This window comes from Mesorhizobium sp. M0676 (assembly GCF_040320535.1).
Classification (GTDB): Bacteria; Pseudomonadota; Alphaproteobacteria; order Rhizobiales; family Rhizobiaceae; genus Mesorhizobium.
The window spans coordinates 220,871-245,660 of record NZ_JAMYPU010000008.1 but is presented as its reverse complement, the minus strand read 5'-3'; the positions used below and the strand labels follow the sequence as shown (position 1 = coordinate 245,660).

The window sequence follows — 24,790 nt, the reverse complement described above, 5'->3', positions numbered from 1 at the left end:
TCAGCGACGTCTTGCCATGATCGACGTGGCCAATCGTGCCAATGTTCACATGAGGCTTGTTACGCTCGAATTTACCTTTTGCCATAGTCTCTTTCCTTGGACGGCCTTGACCTTCAGTTCAGTCGAATGCGGGGCGATTAGCGACTACGGCCGAAAAACACAAGTGCCTTGTGGCCGGGTGCGCTGTCCACTCGGTCTCAACCGATGATCCGATTGCGGGGATGTGGCGCTGATATAGGAACGCGCGAGCGGAAATGAAATGGGGGCTGCGGGCTCCAGCACCTGTTTGCTATTCCCGCCCATGTCCTGTCCCGCCCATGTCCTGGCCTTTGCCTGCCGGATGTGCAGCCGGCGCCTGGCCCATTGCCGCTACGGCGGCGGTCTGATTTGGTTGCCCCATGCAATTCATACCGACCTCCATACGCGGCCCGCTGTTCATGATCGTTTCGACGGGGTCGTACCTCGTCAACGACACGATGATGAAACTCGCGACCGCGGGCTTGCCGTCCTATGAAGTGCTGTTCCTGCGCGGGGTCGCGGCCACGCTATGGGGCATGCCGCTGCTGTTCCTGCTGGGCTATGGCAGGCAGATCCCTTTGATCTTCGACAAACGCGTGCTGCGCCGCAACCTGCTCGAGCTCGCGGCCATCCTCTGTTACGTCGTGGCGCTGGCCAACATGCAGATCGCCGATTCGACCGCGCTCGGGCAGATCACCCCGCTTTTGATGCTGGTCGGCTCCTCCATCCTGTTCGGCGAACGGATCGGCGGCGTGCGCATGGCGCTGATCGGGCTCGGTTTCGTCGGTGCGCTCATGGTGGCCCAGCCGACCATGCAGGGCATCTCGGTCTATGCGTTGCTGGCGCTCGGCAACGCGGCATTGGCGGCGGCGCGCGATCTTGCCGGCAGGCGGGTCGCGGCCGAGGTGCCGGGCATGATCGTCGCCATTTCCGCCGTCGTGGTGGTGCTGATCGGCGCGGGCGCCGCGCATCTCGTTTCCGAGCGCTGGGTGATGCCGGAAGCCCGGCACCTGCTGCTCATGGCCGGCGCCGGATTCTTCCTGATCTTCGGCCATTTCTTCATCTTCATGGCCTATCGCGTCGGTCCGACCGGCGTCGTGGCGCCGTTCTACTACTGCTTCACCGTCTGGGCGGTCATCTCAGGCGTGCTGGTGTTCGGGCAGTTCCCGAATGCCCTGGCGGTCTGCGGCATCCTGCTGGTGGTCGCGAGCGGGCTGACCATCGTCTCGCTCGATGAACGCAAACGCAGGCTGACCGTCGTCGCCTGACCCAAGTCAACGCGTCGAAGCAGGTTTGGCCGACCTGCGGTCGGCCAGTCGGCAGACTGGCGCCTAAAGCGTTCGCTTGCCGGAGAACTGGTGATAGGCCCACAGCACGACCACCGCGCCGATAACGGCGACGATCAGGCTCCAGATGTTGAGGCCGGTCACACCCGTGGCGCCGAAGGCGCTGAAGATCAGCCCGCCGACGATGGCGCCGACAATGCCGAGCACGATATCCATGATCAGGCCCTGGCCGGTCTTGTTGACGATCTTGCTGCCGATAAAGCCGGCGATGACGCCGAGGATGATCCAGCTGATAATGCCCATTTTTCCTCTCCATTCCCCGCCCGCCGATCATGGTCACATGATTGTCAAAAGCTCAAGCCAACTTGAAATTCCGCCCGCATGGTCCATTGTAGCCGGCGGGACGGGCTTGGCCGTTATGGAGGATTGACCTATGGGACTCTTTGACAACGCCGTACCCGGCGGCAACATCACCAAACCGCTGATGATCGCGCTCGGCGCGCTGCTGGTGGGAAAGATGCTGAGCGGCAGAAGCGCCGAACAGACGAGTGCCGAAGAGACGGGCGAGCCCTCCCAGCCTCAAACGCCAGCCCCCACCGGAACCACGGCCTCAGGCGACGGCGGCCTGCTTGGCGGACTGGGCGGACTGCTCGACAAGCTCAAGAATGCCGGCCAAGGCAATGTCGCTGACTCATGGGTCGGCACCGGACAGAACCAGCCGATCAACGCCAATGATCTGGGCAAGGCGATCGGCCCGCAGGTCATTCGAGAGATCGCGCAAAGGACCGGACTGGACGAGCAGGAGTTGCTCAAGCAATTGTCCACAGCCCTGCCCGGCATTGTCGACAGACTGACGCCGAACGGACAGGTGCCGCAACAGCATCAGGTTGCTTCGGCGTTTAACAACTAGGGTACACCGCCTGCTTCTGCATCGGACCGAAACGCGCCCGACGCCGCTCTGCGGTTGTCGGGCGTCGCCTTCACCACAGCCATGAACCGGTCGGCGGTCGCTGCATCGACCGGCGTGTAGACGGAAACCGGAAAATCACCCACGGCAACGTCTTGGACATATTCGCTCAGATTTGATGGGGGAAGTTGGAGCGGGTAGCGGGAATCGAACCCGCATATTCAGCTTGGAAGGCTGCTGCTCTACCACTGAGCTATACCCGCATCGTCCTCAAGGTTCGCGGGCTGGCAGTGGTGGAGAGGGTTGGATTCGAACCAACGTAAGCTAAGCTAACGGATTTACAGTCCGTCCCCTTTAACCACTCGGGCACCTCTCCAGCCTGCCGTCGAAGCCTTGCAACGAGGCATTCTCGCCGATCAGGTCGAAACCAGGGTTTTGTCCGAAATCAGCGAAGCGCCTTATGGCGGCAAGGCCAGTGGGTGTCAACCGCACCGCAAGGCAAAATGCGCTGATTTTGACAGCCTGCCCGGCAAGCCGGCTTTCTGCCTGTATCCACAGCCCGGCGACGCGGCTATAGAAGCCGGCCATGAGCAATGACAACACGCCCAAGACCGCCAAAGACACCCATTACGCCAAGCTGCGCCGCGCCCACCGCGACGAGAAGGCCGGCGGCGCGCCCGCCTTCCGGCCGCGCCAGCCGGTGCCGCCGGGCGAAAACGCCGCCGACGGGCTGGTCAGGCTCTATGGCCTGCATACGGTGCGCGCGGCGCTCGACAATCCGCGGCGGAAGATCCGTAAAATGCTGGTGACGCGCAATGCCGCCGAGCGGCTGGCGATCGCCGACCTCGCCGCTTTGCCGTTCAAGGTCGAACTCGTCGAGCCCAAGGAGATCGACAAGATCACCGGTTCGGATGCCGTGCATCAGGGCGTGCTGATCGAAGCCGAACCGTTGAAGCCGAAACGCCTCGACACGCTCGGCGACACGAAACTGGTGCTGGTACTCGACCAGGTCACCGACCCGCACAATGTCGGCGCCATATTGCGCTCGGCGGTCGCCTTCGGCGCCGGCGCACTGATCACCACGGCCCGCCACAGCCCGCAGGAATCCGGCGTGCTGGCCAAATCCGCCTCCGGCGCACTGGAGCATATCGACCAGATCGAGGTGAAGAACCTGGCCGACGCGCTGGGACAGCTGCACGATGCCGGCTTCCAGACCATCGGCCTCGATTCGGACGGGCCGGCCGAACTCGAAACGGGTTTTTCAGGCGAGAAGATCGCGCTGGTGCTTGGCGCCGAAGGCAAGGGCCTGCGCCAGAAGACGCGCGAGACGGTGACGACACTCGCCCGCCTCGACATGCCCGGCGCCATCCGCTCGCTCAACGTGTCGAACGCCGCGGCGGTGAGCCTTTATGCGGCACGGAAATTCCTTGGAAAGTGAATGGTGAAATGGTGAATGGTGAATGGAAGCGTTCTTACCATTCACCATTCACCGCACTTCATGTCCCGCCATCCGCTCCAGCGCACGAACCAGCGCTGAGTGATCCTCTTTTGCACCGCCATTCGCCGAGCATGAGTTGAACAGCTGCTGCGTCGTCGAGGTATTGGGCAGCGAGACACCGAGTGCCTTGGCGCCTTCCAGCGCCAGGTTGAGATCCTTCTGGTGCAGTTCGATGCGGAAGCCCGGCGCGAAGGTGCGCTTTATCATGCGCTCGCCATGCACTTCGAGGATGCGCGATGCCGCCAGCCCGCCCATCAGCGCCTGCCGGACCCTGGCCGGATCGGCGCCGGCTTTTGCGGCGAAGACCAGCGCCTCGGCGACCGCCTCGATGGTCAGGGCCACGACGATCTGGTTGGCAACCTTGGTGGTCTGGCCGACGCCGTTCGGGCCGACAAGCGTGATGTTCTTGCCCATCTTTTCGAACACGGGCTTGGCGCGCTCGAACGCCTTGTCCTCGCCGCCGACCATGATGGTCAGCGACGCCGCCTTTGCGCCGACCTCGCCGCCCGACGCCGGCGCGTCAAGATAGTCGCAGCCGAGATCGTTGATTTTCTTGGCGAAAACCTTGGTCTCGATCGGCGAGATCGAGCTCATGTCGATGACCAGCTTGCCCTTGCTCAGGCCGGAAGCGACACCGTTCTCGCCGAACAGCACCTCGGCTACCTGCGGGGTGTCGGGAACCATGGTGATGATGATATCCGCGGCCTTCGCCACTGCCGCGTGGCCGGTGATGCTTCTCAAGCCCTTGGCGACGAGATCGGCCGGCGGCTTCGAGCGGTGGTCGCTGGCAATGACGGTGTAGCCGGCATCCAGGAGATGCCCCGCCATCGGCGCGCCCATAATGCCAAGGCCGATGAAGCCGATGGTTTCCATTGTTTTTCTCCAAATGACTGTGTGAAACGCCCCCTCATCCGGCCGCTACGCGGCCACCTTCTCCCCGTTGGGGAGAAGAGGCTGGCGCTAACCTCGGCGATCTCTTCTCCCCTCGGGGAGAAGGTGGCCCGAAGGGCCGGATGAGGGGGCTGCGACGCCTAAGCCGCGGCACTCCCCTGCCCGTTAAGCTCCCGAAACCACCCCAGCCCAGCCTCCGTCCCCGCCTTCGGTTTGTATTCCGCTCCGACCCAGCCGGAATAGCCGATCCTGTCGATATGCTCGTAGAGGAAGGGATAATTGATCTCGCCCGTCCCCGGCTCGTGACGGCCGGGATTGTCCGCAAGCTGGATATGCGCGATGCGGCCGAGGTTGGCCTCGATGGTACGGGCGAGATCCCCCTCCATGATCTGCATGTGATAGATGTCGTATTGCAGGAACAGGTTCTTCGAGCCGACGCGGTCGATCAGCGCCAGCGCATGGTTCGAATAGTTCAGGAAGAAGCCCGGGATGTCGCGCGTATTGATCGGCTCGATCAAAAGCCGGATGCCGGCCTGTTCCAGTTTCTCGGCGGCAAAAGCCAGGTTCTCGGCAAAGGTGTTTTCCAGCACCGAACGATCCACGCCCTGCGGCGCGATGCCGGCGAGGCAATTGACCTGCTCGCAGCCGAGCGCGTGGGCATAGCTGATCGCCTTGGCGATGCCTTGCCGGAATTCCGGCACGCGGTCGGGTAGCACCGCGATGCCGCGCTCGCCCTTGCCCCAGTCGCCGACCGGCAGGTTGAACAGCACCTGGCTCAGGCCGTTCTTCTTCAGCCGCGCCGCAACGATCTCGGGCGCATGATCATAGGGGCCGATATATTCGACGCCCTTGAAGCCGGCGCCGGCGGCGGCATCGAAGCGGTCGAGAAAATCGTGCTCGCCAAAGAGCATCGACAGATTGGCTGAAAAACGCGGCATTCTTTTTCTCCCTCTTCCCGCCTAGCTTAATCGAGCAACACGATAGCCGTCGGCGCATCCTCGTGGCTTTCGGCAAGGTCCTCGAATTCGGTGATCTTGTCGATTTCCGTGCCCATGGAAATGTTGGTAACGCGCTCGAGGATGAATTCGAGCACCACCGGCACCTGGTATTCCTTCATCAGCCGCTGCGATTCCTTGAAGGCGCCGGCGAACTCTTCCGGTTTGCGCACCCTAACCGCCTTGCAGCCCATCGCTTCGGCGACCGCGACATGGTCAACGCCGTAGCCGGCCTCCGGATCGTTGGCGCGGTTGACGTTCTCGAAGGCCAGGCTCACCTCGAAATCCATCGCAAAACCGCGCTGCGCCTGGCGGATCAGGCCGAGATAGGCATTGTTCACGACGACATGGATATACGGCAGTTTGTGCTGTGCGCCGGCCGCCAGTTCCTCGATCATGAACTGGAAGTCGTAGTCGCCCGACAGCGCCACGATGGTGCGATCCGGATCGGCGGCGCGCACGCCAAGCGCTGCCGGCAGCGTCCAGCCGAGCGGGCCGGCCTGGCCGCAATTGATCCAGTTGCGCGGCTTGTAGACATGCAGGAACTGCGCCCCGGCGATCTGCGACAGGCCGATCGTGGTGACATAGGTGGTGTCGCGGCCGAACGCCTTGTTCATCTCCTCATAGACGCGCTGCGGCTTTAGCGGCACCTGCTCGAAATGCGTCTTGCGCTTCATCGTCTTCTTTCGGGCTTGGCATTCCTTCGCCCAGCCCGACCAGTCGCGCAGCTTTCCAGCCGTCTTCCACTCTGTGGCGACGTCGAGCAGCATCTTCAGCGCCGCGCCGGCATCCGAGACGACGCCGAGATCCGGCGCGAAGACGCGGCCGATCTGCGTCGGCTCGATATCGACATGAATGAATTTCTTGCCCTTGGTATAGACGTCGACCGAACCGGTGTGGCGGTTGGCCCAGCGATTGCCGATGCCGAAGACGAAGTCGGCTTCCAGCATGGTCGCATTGCCGTAGCGGTGCGAGGTCTGCAGCCCGCACATGCCGGCCATCAGCCGGTGGTCGTCGGGGATCGCGCCCCAGCCCATTAGCGTCGGGATGACCGGCACGCCCGTTATCTCGGCGAATTCGATCAACAGATCCGACGCATCGGCGTTGATGATGCCGCCGCCGGCGACGATCAGCGGCTTTTCCGCGGCATTGAGCATCGCCAAGGCCTTTTCGGCCTGGGCGCGCGACATTGCCGGCTTGAACGGGACCAGCGGTTCATAGGCATCGATATCGAATTCGATCTCGGCCAGTTGCACATCGACCGGCAGGTCGATGAGCACCGGGCCCGGTCGCGACGAGCGCATGAGATGAAACGCCTTCTGCAGCGCCATCGGCACGAGATAGGGCTCCATGATCGTGACCGCCCATTTGGCGACGGGTGCGGCTATGGCGGCGATATCGACCGCCTGGAAATCCTCCTTGTTGAGCCGTGCCCGCGGCGCCTGACCGGTGATGCACAGGATCGGGATCGAGTCCGCCGCCGCCGAATAAAGCCCGGTGATCATATCGGTGCCGGCCGGGCCCGAGGTGCCGATGCACAGCCCGATATTGCCGGATTTGGCTCTCGTGTAGCCTTCGGCCATATGCGAGGCCGCCTCGACATGGCGCGCCAGGATGTGGCGGATCGAGCCCCTCGCCTTCAGCGCCGAATAGAACGGATTGATCGCCGCGCCCGGCACGCCGAAGCCGCAGGAAACGCCTTCCTTTTCGAGAACGAGAACCGCTGCATCGACAGCGCGCATCCTGGCCATGTCCAGCCTCCGCAAATTGTTGACCGACAATGCCAGTATGGTTTTCATTTTTCAATTATTTCAGAATAATTTTTCATTTCTAGAAAACGGCTCCTGTCCACTGATTTCGCTGGCTTTTCCGTTTTTCATGAATCCGGGCACCAGAATCTGTGAAAAAGTTTTTCATTGCGATTTCGGCGAAACCGGCGACAATGCCGCCATGGAAACCAGCGAAAAACGCCAGCGCGGCCGGCCGCGCGCTTTCAACGGTCCGTCCGAGGCCGGTTCTGTACAGTCGCTGGACCGGGCCTTGCGCATCCTGGCCATCGTCGCTGAAGGCAGTGGCCTGTCGCTGAGCGAGATTTCGGCGCGTAGCGAGCTCGCGGCGTCCACCGCCTACCGCATGCTGACGACGCTGCAGAACCACGGCATGGTCGAGTTCGATACATCGGACCAGCTGTGGTCGATCGGCGTCGAGACCTACCGCATGGGTGCCGCCTTCCTGCGCCGCCGCAAGCTTGTCGACCGGGCCCGCGTGGTCATGCAGGAATTGATGGAGAAGACCGGTGAAACCGCCAATCTCGGCGTCGCCGAGGACGATTGCGTCGTTTTCGTCAGCCAGGTCGAGACCCATCAGGCGATCCGCGCCTTCTTCCGCCCGGGCACGCGCAGCTCCTTCCATGCCTCGGGCATCGGCAAGGCGGTGCTGGCGCAGCTCGAGCCGGAACGCGTCGCCGCCATCCTGCGCAAGTCGGGCCTGCAGCGCTTCACCGACAAGACGCTGTCCGACATTTCGGCGCTCGCCCATGATCTGGCCGTCATCAAGCACCGCGGCTGGTCGGTCGACGACGAGGAGCGGCATCCCGGCATGCGCTGCGTGGCCGCCGCCATTTTCAACGAGTTCGGCGAGCCGATCGGCGGTGTCTCGGTCTCCGGACCGACGGTGCGGGTGACGATGGAGCGGCTGGACGAGATCGGGCCGCTGGTGCACGACGCCGCCGCTGAGGTGACGAGGATGATCGGCGGGTTCCGGTCATAATGCGGAAAACGCTTCAGCTTTTGCTCGCCGCTTCACTGTGCGGATGCGTGGCGACGGCGCCCGAGCCCGCCCCTGTCTCCCAGCAAGCCGACGAGATTCCGATCTCGCTCGCTTTGGAGGAGACAATCACGATCGGCATTCGCCAGCATTTGCAGGATCCTGCGTCCGCCAAATTCGGGACGATGCGCGCCGGCGAGCGGACGCTCAACGGTCGCCGGGAAATCGTGGTCTGCGGCCATGTCGCCGCGAAGTCCGGTGGTCATACAACAGACCAACCGTTCGCCGCCAAGATCTATCCGGATGAAGGAAGCAGCTTCGAACTCATCGCCATGGGCGATCAATCGCAGAATGCGAGCGTTGCCGGTACCTGCCGTGCAGTCGGATTGCCGATCTCCAAACCGTAGCTGACACTGCGACGCGCTCAAATCAGGAAGGAGGGGCTGCGTACAGCCCCTCCTTTCCGTGTTGGGGTGCCTCCTCTTAGAGGCGGCAATAGTGGCGGTAGCCGTCATAGCCGACATAGGTGTCGGAGTACGGATCGTAACTGGCGTAGCGGTTGGCGCAGCGGCGGACGTGCCAGGAGCCACCCTCGTCGTCGACATAGACGGTGCGGGGCTGGTTGAGCAGGCTGCCGAGGACGAACCCGCCGACGCCGGCGGCGATGCCGATGCCGATTTCGCGGTTGTGGTGATGGCTGTGGGCGGCCGACGGCTGGACGGTGCCGACCAGCGAGGTGGCGGCGACGGTGCTGGCGATGAGGGCAGAAGCGATTTTGCGCGTGAACATGACGATCTCCTTGTTTCGTTGCGAGAGGCGATCCATCCGCCTCTTGATCATCAGTCGCGGCGAACAGGAAAAAGGTTCGAGGTTTTTTTGGAAGAATTTTCTCTCGGACCAGAGAATTTTCTGCGGTCGACGTTTCGTCACTCGCGAAATCTTCGCGCGACAGCGCTGAAATCCATGTTGCCGCTAACCGGATGGCCCACATCAGTGGCGCCGTCGCTCGCAAAAAAGGGCGGCCGAAGCCGCCCTTCCGCGAGGCAGGTCGTCTCGCTCAAAGGAAGATGATCACCTTGCCGTGGTGATGATGATGCTTGTGGTGATGGTTCCACCACCACCAGGGCTTGTCGTGGTGCTTGTGATGATGGTGGTGATGATGGCCGTGAGCGGAGGACGACTGCACGGTACCGGCGAGCGCGCCGGTGGCGACGAAGATGGCGACCAGGCCCGAAGTAAGAGTGCGCTTCAACATGATGATCTCCTTGATCGAGGCGACCATTCGCCTCTGGAGATCAGTCGCGGTGACGTGGTCAAAGGTTCGAAGGCTTTGGGGAATAGTGAATAGTGAATGGTCCGAAAGGCGTTTGCCCATGCACATTCACCATTCACCATTCCCCCTCACCCCATCCCAGTCACATGCCGCAGCCAAAACGCCATCGCGATAAAACCAACAATGGTGGCGATCCCAGTCCAGTCGATGTTGGCGCTCTTCACGTCCTTGATGAGCTTCACCACGAGAAACCAGGCCACGACGACAAGCGGCAGGATGATGGCAAATCTGATCAGGCGACACCCCGTTCGATGCGGTTGCACCTGAGAGATATGTAGGGAGCGGATTGACGGTTTTCAGCATGGCGGCCCGCCCACCTCGGCGGGGTCCATTAGCGATCGAAAACGGAGTTTTGTCTTTACTGGCGCACGAAATATGCTAACCGGAGCGCCGTGCCCTTGTAGCTCAGCTGGTAGAGCAGCGGTTTTGTAAACCGAAGGTCGGCGGTTCGATTCCGTCCGGGGGCACCACCCTTCGCTCTTCGAGCTTCGGGTGGCAGGCCACTCGAAGCTCGTTAGACGAAGGAGGACTGCCGACGGTTCTATTCGGCGGAGCTGGCAGCACGACATCAGGCCAACTCGCAGCCGTCGGACCTTCTAGGAAAATGTCGCAGCCTGTATGGCCGCCGTATCGCCGAACGTGTTTCTCACCCTGACCGACCTGTATACATAAGCGGCCCAGATCCCTGTGACTATGAAGGATGCCAAAGGTGTAACCAGAGCCCCTCCGGCAAGCAAACGGTTTACCGGGACACCAAGCACAGTCGATATCCAAACTGTGTCCAGTACGAATAAGAGAGGGATCGCGAACCACAGACATATGAACAGCTGCGGAAAGCGGTGGCTTCGCCGCAGCATCGAAACAAGCACGACCAGCTGAAGCACCAGAAATGCCAGATTGAGGGCTGCCTCGCCATAGATGGCCAAGGCCCCGTTGGGCACTGTAACAAGCTGTTGGTAGGTTTTGACCAGACTGGCCATATCGACAAGTGTGCGCAACGGCGAAAGGGACAGGCTGATCGCCAGCAGGATCAGCCAGCCGCCGAACCCCACGAGGTCATCTGGGCTCTGTGAGGATTTGCGCGACGACCGGACGGCGAAGAAAACCGGCACGCCAATCAGCAACAGAAGTATCGCCCAATGCCACATTTACCCACCCTCGAATGCATCCCTGGGTTGTTTAGCTCGCACCTCTGGATTGTGCAAGCGTTTTTACAGAGATCAAGGCATCGTAGAGATTTTCGGGTTTAGGTTTGCAGAGGACGCTTTCGTCGCTCGCAATGGCCGCATCTCACCCCAAGTCAAAATGCCGCGGAAAGGCCTGGTGCAGCAGGAGCAGCATGGTCTTGCGCAGCACGTCGGTGTCGCGGCTGGACGGGTTGAGATGGTCCCAATACCAGGCGCCGTGAACCAGATAATTCAGGCTCTCCGACAGCGTGTCTATGTCGACGCCGGTGTAACCGCCGCTGCGCGAAATCTCGATCAGCAGTTCGCGCGCTTCGGCCGTGTAGGCGAGATCGCTGGGCAGGCCTATCTCGTTGTAGAGCTGCATGCTCTTGCGGTCGCTGGAGAACACGACGAAGACCGACACCCAATTCGGATGCTGGCGGGCAAAGCGTTGCGCGCAATCGACCGCGCCCAAGACCCGCTCGACCGGCGACAGGCCGGGCGCCCGCACCAGCGTCAGCCACAGCGCGTCATATTGGTCGCTGAGATATTGCAGGACGGCCCGGAACAGGTTCTCCTTGCTGCGAAAATGAAAGACCACCAGTGCGTTGGACGAGCCGACATGCCCGGCAATGCGCTGCATGGTGACGCTGGCCAGCCCCTCCTCCGCGATGAGCTCGATGGTGGCGTCGATGATGCGCTGGACGCTCGCTTCGCCGCGCTCGCGCCGGCGGTCCTTGGGCGCGGCGTCGTTCGCCGCACCCTTGGCCGCCTTGCTTTTTCCCGCATCCGGAGTGGCTATGCGTTGCGCCATTGTCGTCAGGCCTTTCCCCGGCGGCCGAAACATCCCGCCGCTGCCTTGGCATGCCGGCGCCCTGCGGACTCACAGCGTCGGGCGTGTCCCGGCATTCGTGTACCACTGACCACGAGCCGTCTCATAGGCCATACCCGCCCGGAACACGTCAGCGTCGCTATAGGTGCGGCCGACAATCTGGATGCCTGTCGGCACGCCGTTGGCGGCGCGGCCCGACGGGATCGACAGAACCGGGCAGCGGCTCAGCATGTTGAACGGCGTCGTCATCACCCAGCCCAGCGACGGGTTCACCTCTCGTCCATTGATCTCGACCTTGCCTTTCGTCTGATCGAATTCCGCCGGCACTGCGGGAAGCGCATTGGTCGGGCAGATCAGCACATCGTATTTTTCCAGCAACGGCCCCAGCGTCTGGTACATCCTGGCCGCCACGTCCAAAGTTGCGACAAAGTCCGTGGCCTTCGACTTCTGGCCGTCCTGCGCAAACTGCCTGGCATAGCTGGTCATGTCCTTGCCGTGCTTGGCGAGCAGCGGCGACAGCGAGGCGCCGAAGAGATGTTCGAGATAGGCCATGCCGGCCTTGAGCACCTCGTCGCCCCAGCCGAGGTCCACCTCCTCGACGGTGGCGCCGAGCGAGCGGAACACATCGCAGGCAGCGAGCGTGTTCTTGCGCACGTCCGCATCCACCTCGAAGGACCCGAGATCCATGGAGAAGGCGATCTTCCAACCCTTGATCGGCTTGTAGTCGAGCGGCAGGCGCAGTTTCGGGCGCAGCGTGGCGATGTCGAGCGGGCTCGGCCCGGCCATGACGTTCTGCAGCAGGATCGCATCCCCGACGTTTCGGGCCAAGGGCCCGGTGTGGCAGTAGAAATCGAGATTGAACGGCGGCTCATCGGGATTGCGGCCGTAAGGCGGCTTGAAACCGACCAGGCCGCAGGCCGAGGCAGGGATGCGGATTGAGCCCGCTATGTCCGAGCCGGTTGCGATCGACGACGTGCCGGAGGCCAGCGTTGCCGCCGAACCGCCCGACGAACCGCCCGGCGTGAAATCCGGGTTCCAGGGGTTGCGCGTGACGCCCCAGCGCTTCGACCAGGTATAGCCGGCGCAGCTGAATTCGGGCGTCGCGGTGCGGGCGTGCACGATACCACCCGCCTTCATGACACGCTCGTTCATGGTCGAGGTATGGCCGCCAATGGCGTCCCCGGACAGCAGCGAGCCATGCGATGTCGGCTTGCCCTCGATGTAACTCTCATCCTTGATGCCGATCGGCAGGCCCTCGAGCGCGCCGGTCCTGGCGCCCTTGGCGTATTTCGCCTCGGCTTTTCTGGCGAGATCCATCGCCTCGTCGAAATGCGTGAAGGTGAGGCAGTTGATCGTCGCCTTGGTTGCCTCGGCGCGGCGGATGGTGGCCTGCATCAGTTCCACAGGCGACAGTTTCTTCGCCTTGAACAGCCGCAACGCCTCGCTGGCCGGCATGTAGCAAAGGTCGAGATCGGACATAAAAAATCTCCCGCGGCGGCTTTACGGCATCTGGCATTGGGGATGGCCGAGCCGCGATGCGCGGCCCGATGTTGGTCAGCTTCGGCCGGCGGCGCTGCTATTTCTGCAGATCGGTCCAGATCCTGGTGTAGAGCGCCTGGACGTCGGCGGGGCAGGCCGACATGAATTGGCCCTTGTCGGCAAATTCGGCCGGAACATCCACTTCGGGCGCGCCCTTCATATCGGCCGGCAGGAAGGGCTCGGAGCCCTTGATGCCGTTGGCGTAGTGCGCGAAGGCCGAGATCATCGCCGCATTCTTCGGGTCCATGATGAAATTCTGGAAGAGCTTGGCGTTCTCGACGTTCTTGGCATCCTTGAGCACCGCGACATTGTCCATCCAGATTGGAAAGCCCTCCTTGGGATAGCCGTAGACGATCTTGTCGTTCTCCAGCCGCTCGCGCAGCGATATGCCGTTCCAATTGACGCCGGCGGCAATGTCGCCCCTGCCGAGACCGTCGACGGCCGCATAGTCGAGCGACAGCCATTTCGCTTTCGCCTCGATGAGCTTGTCATGCACCTTCTTCAAAAGCACCTTGTCGTCGGTGCAGTACTTACCGCCCTCATAGGCAATGGCGAGGAACATGATGTCCCCCATTTCGGGCACGACATTGATCTTGCCCACGAGTTCCGGCGGCGGATCGAGGAAAATCGCCGAGGTGTTCGGATCGCCCGCATAGACCGATTTGTTGACCGAGATGCCGGTCGTGCCCCATTGCCACGGCACCGAATATTTGCGGCCGGGGTCGAACGGCACGTCGACCCATCTCGGATCGACGTTTCTAAAGTTCTCCATCGTGTTGGGATCGGTTTCCAAGAGCAGGCCTTCGCTGATCCAGATCGGCATCACGCTGGCCGATGGAACGACGATGTCATAGCCGGAAGCGCCCTGGCGGACCTTGGCCAGAGCCGTATCGTTGGAGTCGTAGTCGGTGACGGTAACCTTGACCTTGTAGGTTTCCTCGAACTTCTTGATCAGGTCCGGGCTGGTGTAGTTGCCCCAATTGTAGATTTGGAGTTCGCCCTCGGCGCGGGCAATGCCGGTCATCGCCAGCAGCGACAGGCCGAGCGCCGTGGCGGTCGATTTCAACTGCATGCTTGTGTCTCCCATTGTTGGGACCGGCGGGATTGCGCCTCGAGTCCCTAAGTTCCCTTCGTCCTGGTGATCATTCACCGGCGAATGCCGGCTGACCAACTCGGTATCTCGGCAACGGTATTAATTACTAAACATACAGTCAATATCTTTTGCGACACAACTGCATGATCGGCACCGGCAGTGCGCCGGCGAAGCCGACATGATATGGTCAAGGTTGGGCCATTGATGAATTGGGGCAAGCCGTGGCGTGAGCGCCGCAGCCTGCAGGGCTTGGATCACGGTCATGCGCCTTTTTCTGGCGGTCGTGCTGCTGATGACCATGGCGCTCTTCTCCGCTGCGCGCGGCGAAGAGCGGATAGCGCTGGTTGTCGCCAATCCGGCCTCTGAGGGCTCACCGGCAATCGCCAACGCCGACCTCAGTGCCGAACTCGTTGCAGCGACACTACGATCGCTTGGCTTCACCGTCCGGCAGGTGTCGGATGGCGACCGCGCCGATGTCGCGCGCGCCATGCATGATTTCGCCCAATCCCTGGCCAATCCGGACTCCGTCGGCATCTTCTACTATGTCGGCCACACCGCGCAGGCCAACGGCAGGAACTATTTACTGACGCGCGGCACCCGGATCGATTCAAAGGAAACGGTCGACCAGACGGCATTGCCCCTCGATCTGTTCATGCAGGCGCTCGAGGCAACCCCGACATTGAAGGTGGTTCTGCTCGACAATCCCGGCGATGGCCACAACCCTACTTCCGGCGTGATGCAGGGTCTGGCGGCGGTCGATCCCCTCACCCACGCCATCGTCGCTCTGTCGGCCAAACCCGGAACCGTTGCACTGGACGAAGCCCGCCCCGTCACCGTATTTGCCGATGCGCTCACCGCTGCGCTGGTCAAGCGCGGCGCGGACATAGCCATCATCCTCGCCTCGGTCAGGCAAACCACTATCGACAAAACGTCAGGCGCCCAGTGGCCATGGATGGCATATGGCCGCTCGGCAGACGCTGCCTTTGTGCTGACGCCGGACCAGGTGGCCGGCGCGGCACCGGCGCTGCCGCTTGTGCCGGAACCGGCACCGCCGGCGATGGCGAGCGGCGGCTACATCTCCGGGAGTGGCGGTTGGGAGCCTGATGGCAGCGACTACGCCGATGGCAGCGGTCAGGAGCCCTACCCCATGGACGTTGCACCGGGCTCCGGCAGTCCCGATGCCGCGATGGGCGACAGCGCCAAGGAGGCGGCGCTCTACGAGGAATACAAACGCCAGGAACAGCAGCGCCAATTGCAGGAAGAGCAGGCTCGGCAACGATACGAAGAGGAAAAGCAACGTCTTGAAGACGCAGCTGTGGCCGCTGCCCAGAACAATCTCGGCGGGACCTATCCGCAGGATGGCGGAGCCACCGGCGCCGAACCGCCCCCCGATAAGGCAGGGATCCCCCCTGAGGACGGCATGACATCGGCCCCGCCACCCGCGACCGGCGCCGAAAGTCCGCCGGAGGCGCAGGCGCCACCGAAACCAGCGCCGCCGCCCATCGACCAGGCGCAAAGCCCTCCTTCCGGCGGCGCCCTTCCACAACCCGAGACGGGCGCTGTCGAGGTGGTGCGCCATCCAACCATCGATGCGCCGGATGAGATTGTCGCCGGCGAGACGGTGACCGTTTCGATCGCCCTTACCGAAGAGCAATTCACGCCCGAAGTGAAGGTGAAGGCAGCGCCGGGCTCGTCGGTGACGGAAGATGGCGCCCTGGCCATGGCGATGCCGGCGGGAACCGAGCAATGGCCGATCGATATCGATCTGTTCGCCTCCGGCTTCGATCTCGCTGACGGCGGCAAATGGAGCCGACGGACGACGCTCTACCGCCAGGGCGACAGCGACTTCGTCCGCTTCGACGTCAAGGCGCGGCCGATCGCCAAGGACAGCAAGCCGGCCCAGTTCATCGCGCGCATCTACAGCGCCGGGAGGTTCCTGGGATCGGCATCGCGGTCGGTTATCATTCGCCGCACCGCGCCTGTCGAGGCAGCCGCTCTGAGCGCCACAGCCGAACGCTCCGCAGCACCTGCCATGCTGATGCTGGCCGCAGCGGCGCCGCAGCCGGCGGTAACTGGCAATGTGACGCTCGGCGGCGCAGCCGGCGATGACGTCCCCGATCTCGACGTGACCATCCTCTATGACGATCCGAGCGGGCTGGGTTCGGGGCAGATCATCATCCATTCGCCGCATCTGGCCGGTCCGGTGACCGATACCTTCTCGACGCCACCTGAGATGACGGCATGGCTGGACTCCGAATACCGCCGCCTGCTGCAGCTCGGATTGAGCCTGCGCGGCGCCGTTTCGCTGCAGCAGCCTGCCGCAAGCAGCGATACGGGGGCGCAAAAGCGCTTTGTCACGCTCGCCGCCGAAGGTTTTGGCGATGCGCTCTACCGCGACTATGTGCCGAAACCGTTCAAGGACGTGTTCTGGTCGCTGCGCGGCAAAGGCGAACTCCATTCGATCCAGATCACCTCGAACAGCCCGACGCTGCCCTGGGAATTGATCCGCCCGCGCAGCGCCGACGGCGCCGTCGCCGACGGTTTTCTCGGCATGGGCTACCGGCTGGCGCGCTGGGCTCCGCGCAGCAGTGCCTCACAGGTCGACAACCCGCTCGACCGCATGACCTTCACCGGCGTCGCGGCCGTCGCGCCCTCCTATCTCGACAAGCGCTCGCTGCGCTTTCAGCAGGACGAGATCGCGGCGCTGAGCAAGCTTTACGGCTACCGCCGCTTCGATGGCGATTTCACCTCTTTCGAGAAACTGGTCGGTGAAGTCTCGACCGGTTTCATTCATTTCTCCGGTCATGGCGAGGTCAACCAGCTGAGCAGTGGCCGGCCGGTCTTTGCCATCGATCTCGTCGACCAGTCGCTCGACCCCGATACATGGGCCGCGCTGGTCGCGGCCGCGCATGGCAAGGGCAATCCGTTCTACTTTTTCAACGCCTGCGACACCGGCCGTTCGCAGATGCTCGGCGGCTTCGTGCAGGGCTGGGGTCCGGCAGTGCTGGCGGGCGGCGCTTCCGGCTTCATCGGCGGCATGTGGCCACTGACCGACCGCGCGGCAGCGGCCTTCTCGACCGGTTTCTATGGCGGCATCAGCACGCGGATCAAGGACGGGCCGGTCTATCTGGCCGAGATCCTGCAGGATGTGCGCAGAGAATTCTACCAGACCGGCGATCCGACCTATCTCGCCTACACATTCTACGGCAACGCCAATCTGCGGATTGTCGCGCAGTGAGCGATGGATCGTCGTTGGTGGATTGGCTTCAGCCTACAACGCGTTTTGCGGGCATGGCACGCCGGCGCCGCCGCAGCGTGAGGCCATCGGCCTGGAGCTCATGTCTTCGGACTGCCGAACAAGCTCAGCAAAGAGAAGGGCGAAACTTCCCATCACAAGGAAGACGATAATCAGGCGTGTCACCGGCAATAGACAGGTCTCGACTGGCTAGCCCCCCAGCCACCCATCCTCTGTCGGCTAACATGATCGATCAGGCTTTACGAGTGTTTAAGCTCGCTCTTAACCATCACATTCGCCGTTCCGGCGACATGAAGCGCGAGCCGCCGATTTCGTTTCGCCGCGGCCGCAACTGCGCCGGACGATGCCTCCCTTTGCAGATGCGCTTGCCCATGCTACCCCACGCAACCGCCGCCGACCGCCATCGGCCGACCGCCATCGGAATGTCATGAGCAAAGCCAATCTCGCCTTCGTCTCCTCCGACACTGCCGATGCCAAGGCGGCGATGGAGAGCCTGTCGGCCCGCTATGGCCAGGCATCCTTCGACGACGCCCAGGTGGTGGTGGCGCTGGGTGGCGACGGCTTCCTGCTGCAGACCTTGCGCGACACGATGAGCACGGGAAAGAAGGTCTACGGCATGAACCGTGGCACCATCGGCTTCCTGATGAACGAGTACCGCGTCGGGGGCCTCACCGAGCGCATCGCGGCCGCCGTCGCCGAAACGATCCGCCCGCTGGAAATGCTGGCGTTGACGCATGAGGGGGAGACGGTTTCGGCACTCGCCATCAACGAGGTGGCGCTGTGGCGTCAGTCCTACCAGACGGCAAAGATCCGCATCACCGTCGACGAGCAGGTCCGCATCGAGGAACTGAACTGCGACGGCGTGATGATCGCGACGCCGGCCGGCTCCACCGCGTACAATCTTTCGGCGCACGGGCCGATCCTGCCGCTGGATGCGCCGTTGCTCGCGCTGACCCCGGTCAGCCCGTTCCGGCCGCGCCGTTGGCGGGGTGCCTTGTTGTCAAACAAGGCGACCGTACGCTTCGATATTCTGGAGTCGGAAAAGCGCCCGGTGAACACCGCCGCCGATCACACCGAGGTCAAGGCGGTGGCTTCCGTAACGGTCCGCGAATCGCCGACTGCGACGGCAACGCTGCTGTTTGATCCCAACCATTCGTGGAACGAACGCATTCTCGCCGAGCAGTTTCGCTATTGAGCCGGCGCAAAGAGTGACTACCTAATTAAGCATCGCGATTAAGCTTACCTTTTCACAATCGTGCCAATCCCGCCCGTTTCTGTTGACAAATCGCGGGCTTGCGCCTAATCGCAATACCAATCTTGCAGGCACGCTGTGCTTGCCGCGACGGATGCCGTTGCGCTTCCCCGAACCAGCCAAAGACAGCAACTCTTGTCCTCAGACACCACGACCGCTCTAGAAGCGTTGACCTTTTCAGACCTCGGCCTGTCGCCCAAGGTCCTTTCCGCAGTCACCGATGCGGGCTACACCGTGCCGACGCCGATCCAGGCTGGCGCGATCCCGCATGCCTTGCTCGGCAAGGATATTCTGGGCATAGCACAGACCGGCACCGGCAAGACGGCTTCCTTCGTGCTGCCGATGCTGACCCGCCTCGAAAAAGGCAGGGCCCGTGCCCGCATGCCGCGCACGCTGATCCTCGAGCCGACGCGCGAGCTCGCCGCGCAGGTCGAAGAGAATTTCATCAGATACGGCAAGAACCACAAGCTCAACATCGCGCTGCTGATCGGCGGCGTCTCCTTCGACGAGCAGGACAAGAAGCTGGAGCGCGGCGCCGACGTGCTGATCGCCACGCCCGGCCGTCTGCTCGATCACCGCGAGCGCGGCAAGCTGTTGCTCAACGGCGTCGAGATCCTCGTCATCGACGAGGCCGACCGCATGCTGGACATGGGCTTCATCCCCGACATCGAGCGCATCTGCGAGATGATCCCGTTCACCAGGCAGACGCTGTTCTTCTCAGCGACCATGCCGCCGGAGATCACCAAGCTCACCGAGAAATTCCTGCATGCGCCGGTGCGCGTCGAGGTGTCCAAGGCGGCATCCGCTGCCACCAACATCATCCAGCGCCTGGTCAAGTCCGGCTCCAAGCCGTGGGACAAGCGCGAGACGCTACGCAATCTGATAAAGGCCGAAGACGCCGAGCTGAAGAACGCTATCATTTTCTGCAACCGCAAGGTCGAGGTAGCGGAGCTGTTCCGCTCGCTGTTGAAGTATGACTTCGACGCTGGCGCCCTGCATGGCGACATGGACCAGCGCGCCCGCATGCAGATGCTGGCCAATTTCCGCGATGGCAAATTGCGCTATCTCGTGGCGTCCGACGTCGCCGCGCGCGGCCTCGACATTCCCGACGTCAGCCACGTCTTCAACTACGACGTGCCGATCCACGCCGAAGACTATGTCCACCGCATCGGCCGCACCGGCCGCGCCGGACGCTCGGGCAAATCCTTCACCATCGCCACCAAGTCCGACACCAAATACATCGACGCCATCGAGCGGCTGATCGGCAACAAGATCGAGTGGCATGACGGCGACCTGTCGACCGTGGTCGCCAGCGAAGGCGGCGAGGACGAAGCGCCCCGCCGTGGCCGTGGCGCTCCGCGCCGCGCCGGCCGCAAGGACGAGGACCGCAAGCCCCATGATCGCAAGGACGGTGGCGAGCGCAAGCCGCGCGAACGCCATGCCAAGCGCAGCGACGACGCGCCGGCGGCGGATACCGCACGCGAGGAACAGCCGGTGGTAGCCGAGGCCGCGGTCGCCGACATCGGCGAACGGCATCAGCGGAAGGAAGCGATCCGCTCCGAAAACAGCGACCGCAAGGTCTCCGATCGCAACAACGAGAACCGCGCCCCGGAACGCGGTGATACACGTCCGCAGCGCGCCAGCAGCAACAGCCGCCCTGCCCGCGGCAACAACCGCGGTGAAGACAATGACGGCACCGTCGGCTTCGGCGACGACATGCCGGCCTTCATGAAGATCGTCGCCAAGGTCTGATCCCATGAGCCGCGGCGTCCCGAGGACGCGCGGCTTGCCTGGACGCGACGGGGATGTGAGATCTGGAGCCCGCTCCAGGATCGGCGCCATGCGCGGTAACTGCAAAACAGGCTCGATCTACCCGATCGCTTCCGGTCTGGAGGCTTAAATAGCCCGTCGATGCTACAGGCTTTTCAGTTCCAGGCGGGATGCCAATAAATCCAGAAACGCCCGAACCTTGGCCGAAGATGACCGGCCTTCCTGCCACAAGGCATGGATCGGCACCGGTGCCGGCTCGAATTCCGTCAAAACCAGTTCGACGAGACCGTCGTCGACCAAATGTCTTATCTGCCACAGAGGCGAGAAGCCCAAACCCAGTCCGTGGATTGCGGCGGCATAGACCGAGGTCATCAGATTGGAGCGAAAAGTGCCTGCGACCTTCACGGTCCGGGGTTTCCCGTCGATCTGAAACGTCCATTCACCTGGACGCTCGTTAGCGGTTCTGATGATGCAACTGTGCTCACTCAGCTGGAAGGGATGGGCCGGCCGGCCACACCGCGCGAAATAGGAAGGCGCGCCGAACACAACGCGCCGCAACGCCCCCAGGCGTTTGGCTTTCAATTTGGAATCCGGCAAATCGCCGATGCGTATTGCCAGGTCGAGACCTTCGGCGCCAAGATCGGCAAATCCATCGGAAAGTTGAAGATCGACCTCGACCCGGGGAAATGTCCGCATGTATTCCGCGATGACAGGCATCAGGACGTTCGGGCCAAACAGAACCGGCGCCCCGATGCGCAGGACGCCTGCCGGCTCCGATCGTTGATTGATCGCCTGAAGTCTTGCGTCGTTTATTTCGTCAACCGCGGGTTTGATCCGGTTGAAAAAGGCTGCTCCGACTTCACTCGGTGTCGAGCGACGCGTTGTCCTGTGGATCAGCTCGACGCCGACTGATTCCTCCAGTGCCGCCAGGGACCGGCTGACCGACTGCAGCGAGCGGTTCAGCCGATGTGCGGCAGTCGTCAGACTTCCATGCTCGACGATCGCGATGAAAGCCTCGAAATCGTCCATCCGGCTCATGTATTCTCCCGATCTTCGACATAATATATCGCAAAAACGGGTAATTGTAACGACAATTGCGACGTCGTACCTCTCTGCAAGTTGTCCCGCGAGGACAGGCTTGATGGAAGGGAATCGTCATGCAAGTAGCCAATCCAACTGTTCTGGTCGTTGGTGCCACAGGCCGAGTTGCGGGACTTGTCGTGCCTGAACTTGTCCGACGCAATGCCAATGTTCGAGCGCTCGTTCGCGACCCTGCGAATGCCGAAAAGGCCAGGAAGCTAGGGGCATCCGAGGTTGCGACAGGAGATTTGCGAAATCGTCAGAGCCTCGAAAGGGCGGTCGAGGGCGTCGACGGCGTCTTTCACATTGGGCCGGCTTTTGCTCCCGATGAAGCAGCCATGGGCGTTGCCATGGTTGAGGCCGCCACGCGAGCAGGAGTTCGAAAGTTCGTCTTCTCGTCGGTGATCCAGCCTACCAATACGCGACTGAAGAACCATGCCAGCAAGGTGCCTGTCGAGGCTGCTCTCTACTCGACAACGATGGAATATACGATTCTGCACCCTGCCAATTTCATGCAGAACCTCGCAGCGGCCTGGCCGTCCGTCGTTGAACATGGTGTTTTCTCGGAACCGTTTCCAAAGACGGCGAAGCTGGCCCGCGTCGACTACCGCGATGTCGCTGAGGTGGCGGCGATCGCCCTAACCGAAGCGCGATTGTCCTACGCGACCCTCGATCTGTGCGCTGACGGCATGCACAGCCGGGAAGACATCGTTGCGATGATGAGTGAGGAACTTGGCCGACCCATCTCTTCTGGTGAGCCGACATTTGGCGAGTGGGCGGCCGAGGCACGCCTTCCCTACAATGAGCGCCAAATGCAGGTGCTGGCCAAAATATACGCCCACTACGCCCACTATGGCCTTGGTGGGAACAGTCTGACATTGCGCGCCGCCCTGGGCCGCGAACCGCGTTCGTTGCGCGGCTTTATTCGAAACCTTGCCCAGCAAATGGCGCAGGCCGCCTGACTGCGCCCAGCCGCGCATACTTCCACTTTTCGAGAAGGAGATATTTGATGCGACCGTCATCCCACAAGGTTTTGAAATCGAGGAAGCTACCGGCCTCTTACAATGCGCTGGTAATGCCATTCGTACTTTCCATCCTGATGTCGTGCATTGTTTCCGCGGTAGCGACGCTGATCAATGCGGGCTGGACAACCGGTTTCGTGGCGACCTGGCCGTATGCATGGGGAGCATCATGGCTAGTGGGCTTTCCAAGTCTGCTGCTGGTCTTGCCGATCGTGCGCCGTATCGTTGCGGCAATTGTCGATCAGCCGACCTCGTAGGCCTTGATTACAGAGTCCGACATGCCAAACAAAAACGGCCCTTGCGGGCCGCTTCTACCTTCGACTGACGGCTCGCAGCGCCATTGTCGGCTTCCGCGACCAGATACCCGTCTTCAAGCGGGCAGCCTTCATGCGCGCCGGCCCTCATGCCGATCGTCCTCCGAGCCCGATCCCGAGCGCTCTCAAATGCAGCCGGCCAGCTTGCACTCTTGGCACGCTCCTATCCTGGCCCGTCCGTCACATCGGGCCGGGCATCATCTTGGTCGGTTTTTCCAGCATCGGAAACTCTGCCTTGCTGCATTTCACGTTCGGGTTGGTCGGACTGAACATGCCGTTCGGATTGTCTCTGAACAGCCAGGCATGAAGGTCGTAGTGGACGAACTCCCTCGGAATGAGCGGATAGTGCCCTTCCATCGGTCCCATGAAGGTCTGGCCAAATAGTTTTGGAGGTTCCTTGGTGTCCGGCGTCAGGGGCACCAGCCATTCCACGCCAACCAATCTCAAGCCTTTCTTGGTCGGCTCGTAGATCAGCACATTGGGGCGCATCGGATCGAGTTTCTGACCGACACTCGGGACGTTGACGAAATGGATGCCCATAGCGCCCTTCGGATAGTCCATTGCGCCCTCGATCCTGTCCCCGCTGTAATAGACGCACCCGACAGTCGACAGATAAAGGTCGCGGACGGCGACCGTGTAGTCTTCATATTTGGCGAGCGATTTCTTCAACGCTTCGATGTCGGCTTTGTTGGCGTCCTCGGCTTGAGCCGTGGCCGCTGCGCACCAAGCAGAGACCAGACCTGTCAAAATGAGGACGCCGCAACGCCCAAAACGAGCTGTTCTTGTCATGCATTCCTCCCAGATTTCCTTATCTGGCCGTGCAGGACCGGGGCCGACTAAGTGACTGCGCGGCCGTTTGTACCGCCCCATCCCTCTGGAACCGCACCAATGCTAATCCCTTCCAAGGCCTCCGGAAAGGGATTATTAGAAATCTCTAATGCGTTAGACCTTTTGGCGGACCACAGGAGCCCAAAAAGAAAGCGGCCCTTGCGGGGCCGCCTTCGCATTTCGATGCCGAACAATTCAGGTCAGCGGCGAAAGCTGGATCTCGACGCGCCGGTTCTGCGCACGGCCGGCCGCCGTTCCATTGGACGCGATCGGACGGGTCTTGCCGAAACCGGTGACGGCGAAGCGGCGCGAATCGACACCTTGGCCCGAGAGATAGTTGGCGACCGCCAATGCACGGCGCTGCGACAGATCGAAATTGTGTTCGTCGCCGCCGGTCGAATCGGTATGGCCGAACACATCGACCGTGGTCTGCTTGAACTTCTTCAGCACCAGCGCAACCGAGTTCAGCACCTGGTAGAAGCCAGGCTTCACCGCATCCTGGTCGACGTTGAAAGTAATGTCGGACGGCATGTTGAGGATGATCTGGTCGCCGGTGCGGGTGACGCTGACGCCGGTGCCTTCGAGCTGGCGGCGCAGTTCAGCCTCGTTCTGGTCCATGGTCGCGCCGATGGCGCCGCCGGCCAGCGCGCCGATACCGGCGCCGATCAGCGCGTTGCGGCGGTCATTGCCGCCGGCAAGCAGGCCGAGGCCCGCGCCCGCCAGGGCGCCAAGGCCGGCGCCGGCTGCGGTGTTCGAAACCTTCTGCTCCCCGGTGTACGGATCGGTCGTGGTGCAGGCACTCACCAGCACAGCCGTCGCAACGGCGACGAGCACAGTCTTTTTCATAGAATCGTCCCTCTCCAAAGCGCGGCCTTTGCGGCTCGCGCATATAAGCCCTTCTCCGGTCTTGTAACATGAAATGCGGCGAAAAACCGAGCGGCGAA

The 24,790-nt window shown here is 62.2% G+C and carries 27 protein-coding genes and 3 tRNA genes; 12 read left to right on the top strand and 18 right to left on the bottom strand.

The features are described 5' to 3' along the window. Both NKI35_RS11795 and NKI35_RS11790 read left to right on the top strand, forming a co-directional pair. The coding region (locus NKI35_RS11795; RefSeq protein WP_352740112.1) for a hypothetical protein at positions 1-208 on the top strand (208 nt) is incomplete at its 5' end. A 190-nt stretch (positions 209-398) separates the two neighbouring features. After that, positions 399-1,286 carry a DMT family transporter gene (locus tag NKI35_RS11790; RefSeq protein ID WP_352497464.1) on the top strand — a complete coding sequence of 296 codons (888 nt, stop codon included), beginning with the start codon at positions 399-401 and terminating at the stop codon, positions 1,284-1,286. 63 nt (positions 1,287-1,349) lie between these two features. On the opposite strand, the gene NKI35_RS11785 is transcribed toward NKI35_RS11790, so the two are convergent. After that, on the bottom strand, positions 1,350-1,607 hold the full coding sequence (locus tag NKI35_RS11785; protein ID WP_023667446.1) for a GlsB/YeaQ/YmgE family stress response membrane protein: 258 nt from the start codon (positions 1,605-1,607) through the stop codon (positions 1,350-1,352). Between the two features lie 130 nt (positions 1,608-1,737). Between NKI35_RS11785 and NKI35_RS11780 the strand changes: the two genes are divergently transcribed. Next, positions 1,738-2,214 carry a YidB family protein gene (locus tag NKI35_RS11780; protein WP_352740110.1) on the top strand — a complete coding sequence of 159 codons (477 nt, stop codon included), beginning with the start codon at positions 1,738-1,740 and terminating at the stop codon, positions 2,212-2,214. On the opposite strand, the gene NKI35_RS11775 is transcribed toward NKI35_RS11780, so the two are convergent. The 4 genes from NKI35_RS11775 to NKI35_RS11760 all read right to left on the bottom strand — a co-directional run bounded on the left by NKI35_RS11775 (position 2,211) and on the right by NKI35_RS11760 (position 2,799). Then, positions 2,211-2,357 carry a hypothetical protein gene (locus tag NKI35_RS11775; RefSeq protein ID WP_023738906.1) on the bottom strand — a complete coding sequence of 49 codons (147 nt, stop codon included), beginning with the start codon at positions 2,355-2,357 and terminating at the stop codon, positions 2,211-2,213. The genes NKI35_RS11780 and NKI35_RS11775 overlap by 4 nt on opposite strands. A gap of 43 nt (positions 2,358-2,400) precedes the next feature. Continuing rightward, positions 2,401-2,474, bottom strand: a tRNA-Gly gene (locus tag NKI35_RS11770). A gap of 28 nt (positions 2,475-2,502) precedes the next feature. Continuing rightward, a tRNA-Tyr gene (locus NKI35_RS11765) sits at positions 2,503-2,587 on the bottom strand. Beyond that, positions 2,566-2,799, bottom strand: coding sequence for a hypothetical protein (locus NKI35_RS11760; RefSeq protein ID WP_352740108.1), 234 nt, complete (start codon positions 2,797-2,799; stop codon positions 2,566-2,568). The genes NKI35_RS11765 and NKI35_RS11760 overlap by 22 nt, the downstream gene beginning before the upstream one ends. Between NKI35_RS11760 and NKI35_RS11755 the strand changes: the two genes are divergently transcribed. Beyond that, positions 2,798-3,649, top strand: a complete 852-nt coding sequence (locus NKI35_RS11755; RefSeq protein ID WP_352740106.1) for a TrmH family RNA methyltransferase — start codon at positions 2,798-2,800, stop codon at positions 3,647-3,649. The genes NKI35_RS11760 and NKI35_RS11755 overlap by 2 nt on opposite strands. Positions 3,650-3,697: 48 nt before the next feature. On the opposite strand, the gene NKI35_RS11750 is transcribed toward NKI35_RS11755, so the two are convergent. The 3 genes from NKI35_RS11750 to gcl all read right to left on the bottom strand — a co-directional run bounded on the left by NKI35_RS11750 (position 3,698) and on the right by gcl (position 7,346). Continuing rightward, the gene (locus tag NKI35_RS11750) at positions 3,698-4,582 is read right to left on the bottom strand and encodes a 2-hydroxy-3-oxopropionate reductase (protein ID WP_352740104.1); all 885 of its coding nucleotides are present in this window, start codon (positions 4,580-4,582) and stop codon (positions 3,698-3,700) included. A gap of 158 nt (positions 4,583-4,740) precedes the next feature. Further along, on the bottom strand, positions 4,741-5,538 hold the full coding sequence (gene hyi, locus NKI35_RS11745) for a hydroxypyruvate isomerase (RefSeq protein WP_352740102.1): 798 nt from the start codon (positions 5,536-5,538) through the stop codon (positions 4,741-4,743). 26 nt (positions 5,539-5,564) lie between these two features. After that, positions 5,565-7,346: a glyoxylate carboligase gene (gcl, locus tag NKI35_RS11740; protein WP_352740118.1), complete on the bottom strand. Its 1,782-nt coding sequence runs from the start codon at positions 7,344-7,346 to the stop codon at positions 5,565-5,567. A gap of 199 nt (positions 7,347-7,545) precedes the next feature. Here gcl and bhcR point away from each other — a divergent pair, with 199 nt between their 5' ends. Together bhcR and NKI35_RS11730 are read left to right on the top strand one after the other, a co-directional pair. Continuing rightward, a complete protein-coding gene (bhcR, locus tag NKI35_RS11735; RefSeq protein WP_352740100.1) occupies positions 7,546-8,364 on the top strand; it encodes an HTH-type transcriptional regulator BhcR in 819 nt (272 codons plus the stop codon). After that, positions 8,364-8,768, top strand: a complete 405-nt coding sequence (locus tag NKI35_RS11730) for a hypothetical protein (RefSeq protein ID WP_352740098.1) — start codon at positions 8,364-8,366, stop codon at positions 8,766-8,768. Before bhcR ends, NKI35_RS11730 begins: the two co-directional genes overlap by 1 nt. Before the next feature lie 76 nt (positions 8,769-8,844). On the opposite strand, the gene NKI35_RS11725 is transcribed toward NKI35_RS11730, so the two are convergent. The 3 genes from NKI35_RS11725 to NKI35_RS11715 form a co-directional block, all read right to left on the bottom strand. Then, on the bottom strand, positions 8,845-9,150 hold the full coding sequence (locus NKI35_RS11725; protein WP_023738913.1) for a BA14K family protein: 306 nt from the start codon (positions 9,148-9,150) through the stop codon (positions 8,845-8,847). A gap of 268 nt (positions 9,151-9,418) precedes the next feature. Next, positions 9,419-9,616, bottom strand: coding sequence for a hypothetical protein (locus NKI35_RS11720; RefSeq protein WP_352740096.1), 198 nt, complete (start codon positions 9,614-9,616; stop codon positions 9,419-9,421). Between the two features lie 146 nt (positions 9,617-9,762). Further along, the gene (locus NKI35_RS11715) at positions 9,763-9,894 is read right to left on the bottom strand and encodes a hypothetical protein (protein ID WP_352740094.1); all 132 of its coding nucleotides are present in this window, start codon (positions 9,892-9,894) and stop codon (positions 9,763-9,765) included. Positions 9,895-10,088: 194 nt separating this feature from the next. Here NKI35_RS11715 and NKI35_RS11710 point away from each other — a divergent pair. Continuing rightward, positions 10,089-10,164 (top strand) — tRNA-Thr (locus tag NKI35_RS11710). Positions 10,165-10,290: 126 nt separating this feature from the next. Here the strand turns inward: NKI35_RS11710 and NKI35_RS11705 are convergent. The 4 genes from NKI35_RS11705 to NKI35_RS11690 form a co-directional block, all read right to left on the bottom strand. Next, positions 10,291-10,842, bottom strand: coding sequence for a DUF2569 family protein (locus NKI35_RS11705; RefSeq protein ID WP_023688401.1), 552 nt, complete (start codon positions 10,840-10,842; stop codon positions 10,291-10,293). Between the two features lie 142 nt (positions 10,843-10,984). Then, positions 10,985-11,674 carry a TetR/AcrR family transcriptional regulator gene (locus NKI35_RS11700; protein WP_023681477.1) on the bottom strand — a complete coding sequence of 230 codons (690 nt, stop codon included), beginning with the start codon at positions 11,672-11,674 and terminating at the stop codon, positions 10,985-10,987. 69 nt (positions 11,675-11,743) lie between these two features. Further along, positions 11,744-13,171, bottom strand: coding sequence for an amidase (locus tag NKI35_RS11695; protein ID WP_352740092.1), 1,428 nt, complete (start codon positions 13,169-13,171; stop codon positions 11,744-11,746). Between the two features lie 97 nt (positions 13,172-13,268). Then, positions 13,269-14,303 carry an extracellular solute-binding protein gene (locus tag NKI35_RS11690; protein WP_352740090.1) on the bottom strand — a complete coding sequence of 345 codons (1,035 nt, stop codon included), beginning with the start codon at positions 14,301-14,303 and terminating at the stop codon, positions 13,269-13,271. A gap of 283 nt (positions 14,304-14,586) precedes the next feature. Here NKI35_RS11690 and NKI35_RS11685 point away from each other — a divergent pair, with 283 nt between their 5' ends. The 3 genes from NKI35_RS11685 to NKI35_RS11675 all read left to right on the top strand — a co-directional run bounded on the left by NKI35_RS11685 (position 14,587) and on the right by NKI35_RS11675 (position 20,584). Continuing rightward, positions 14,587-17,562 (top strand): caspase family protein, encoded by a 2,976-nt coding sequence (locus NKI35_RS11685; RefSeq protein WP_352740088.1) that lies wholly within the window; start codon positions 14,587-14,589, stop codon positions 17,560-17,562. A gap of 445 nt (positions 17,563-18,007) precedes the next feature. After that, positions 18,008-18,775 carry an NAD kinase gene (locus NKI35_RS11680; RefSeq protein ID WP_023681482.1) on the top strand — a complete coding sequence of 256 codons (768 nt, stop codon included), beginning with the start codon at positions 18,008-18,010 and terminating at the stop codon, positions 18,773-18,775. Between the two features lie 192 nt (positions 18,776-18,967). Beyond that, entirely contained in the window at positions 18,968-20,584 is a 1,617-nt protein-coding gene (locus tag NKI35_RS11675) for a DEAD/DEAH box helicase (RefSeq protein ID WP_027050433.1), read from the top strand. A 162-nt stretch (positions 20,585-20,746) separates the two neighbouring features. On the opposite strand, the gene NKI35_RS11670 is transcribed toward NKI35_RS11675, so the two are convergent. Then, on the bottom strand, positions 20,747-21,640 hold the full coding sequence (locus NKI35_RS11670) for a LysR family transcriptional regulator (RefSeq protein ID WP_023715781.1): 894 nt from the start codon (positions 21,638-21,640) through the stop codon (positions 20,747-20,749). 119 nt (positions 21,641-21,759) lie between these two features. Between NKI35_RS11670 and NKI35_RS11665 the strand changes: the two genes are divergently transcribed. Both NKI35_RS11665 and NKI35_RS11660 read left to right on the top strand, forming a co-directional pair. Continuing rightward, positions 21,760-22,644, top strand: a complete 885-nt coding sequence (locus NKI35_RS11665; protein ID WP_023741410.1) for an NmrA/HSCARG family protein — start codon at positions 21,760-21,762, stop codon at positions 22,642-22,644. A gap of 47 nt (positions 22,645-22,691) precedes the next feature. After that, a complete protein-coding gene (locus tag NKI35_RS11660; RefSeq protein WP_023667468.1) occupies positions 22,692-22,961 on the top strand; it encodes a DUF2798 domain-containing protein in 270 nt (89 codons plus the stop codon). A 237-nt stretch (positions 22,962-23,198) separates the two neighbouring features. Here the strand turns inward: NKI35_RS11660 and NKI35_RS11655 are convergent, their stop codons facing one another. Together NKI35_RS11655 and NKI35_RS11650 are read right to left on the bottom strand one after the other, a co-directional pair. Beyond that, on the bottom strand, positions 23,199-23,807 hold the full coding sequence (locus NKI35_RS11655; RefSeq protein WP_023715783.1) for a hypothetical protein: 609 nt from the start codon (positions 23,805-23,807) through the stop codon (positions 23,199-23,201). A gap of 234 nt (positions 23,808-24,041) precedes the next feature. Continuing rightward, positions 24,042-24,692 carry a YiaD family glycine zipper/OmpA-like lipoprotein gene (locus NKI35_RS11650; RefSeq protein WP_023667470.1) on the bottom strand — a complete coding sequence of 217 codons (651 nt, stop codon included), beginning with the start codon at positions 24,690-24,692 and terminating at the stop codon, positions 24,042-24,044. Positions 24,693-24,790 lie beyond the last annotated feature (98 nt).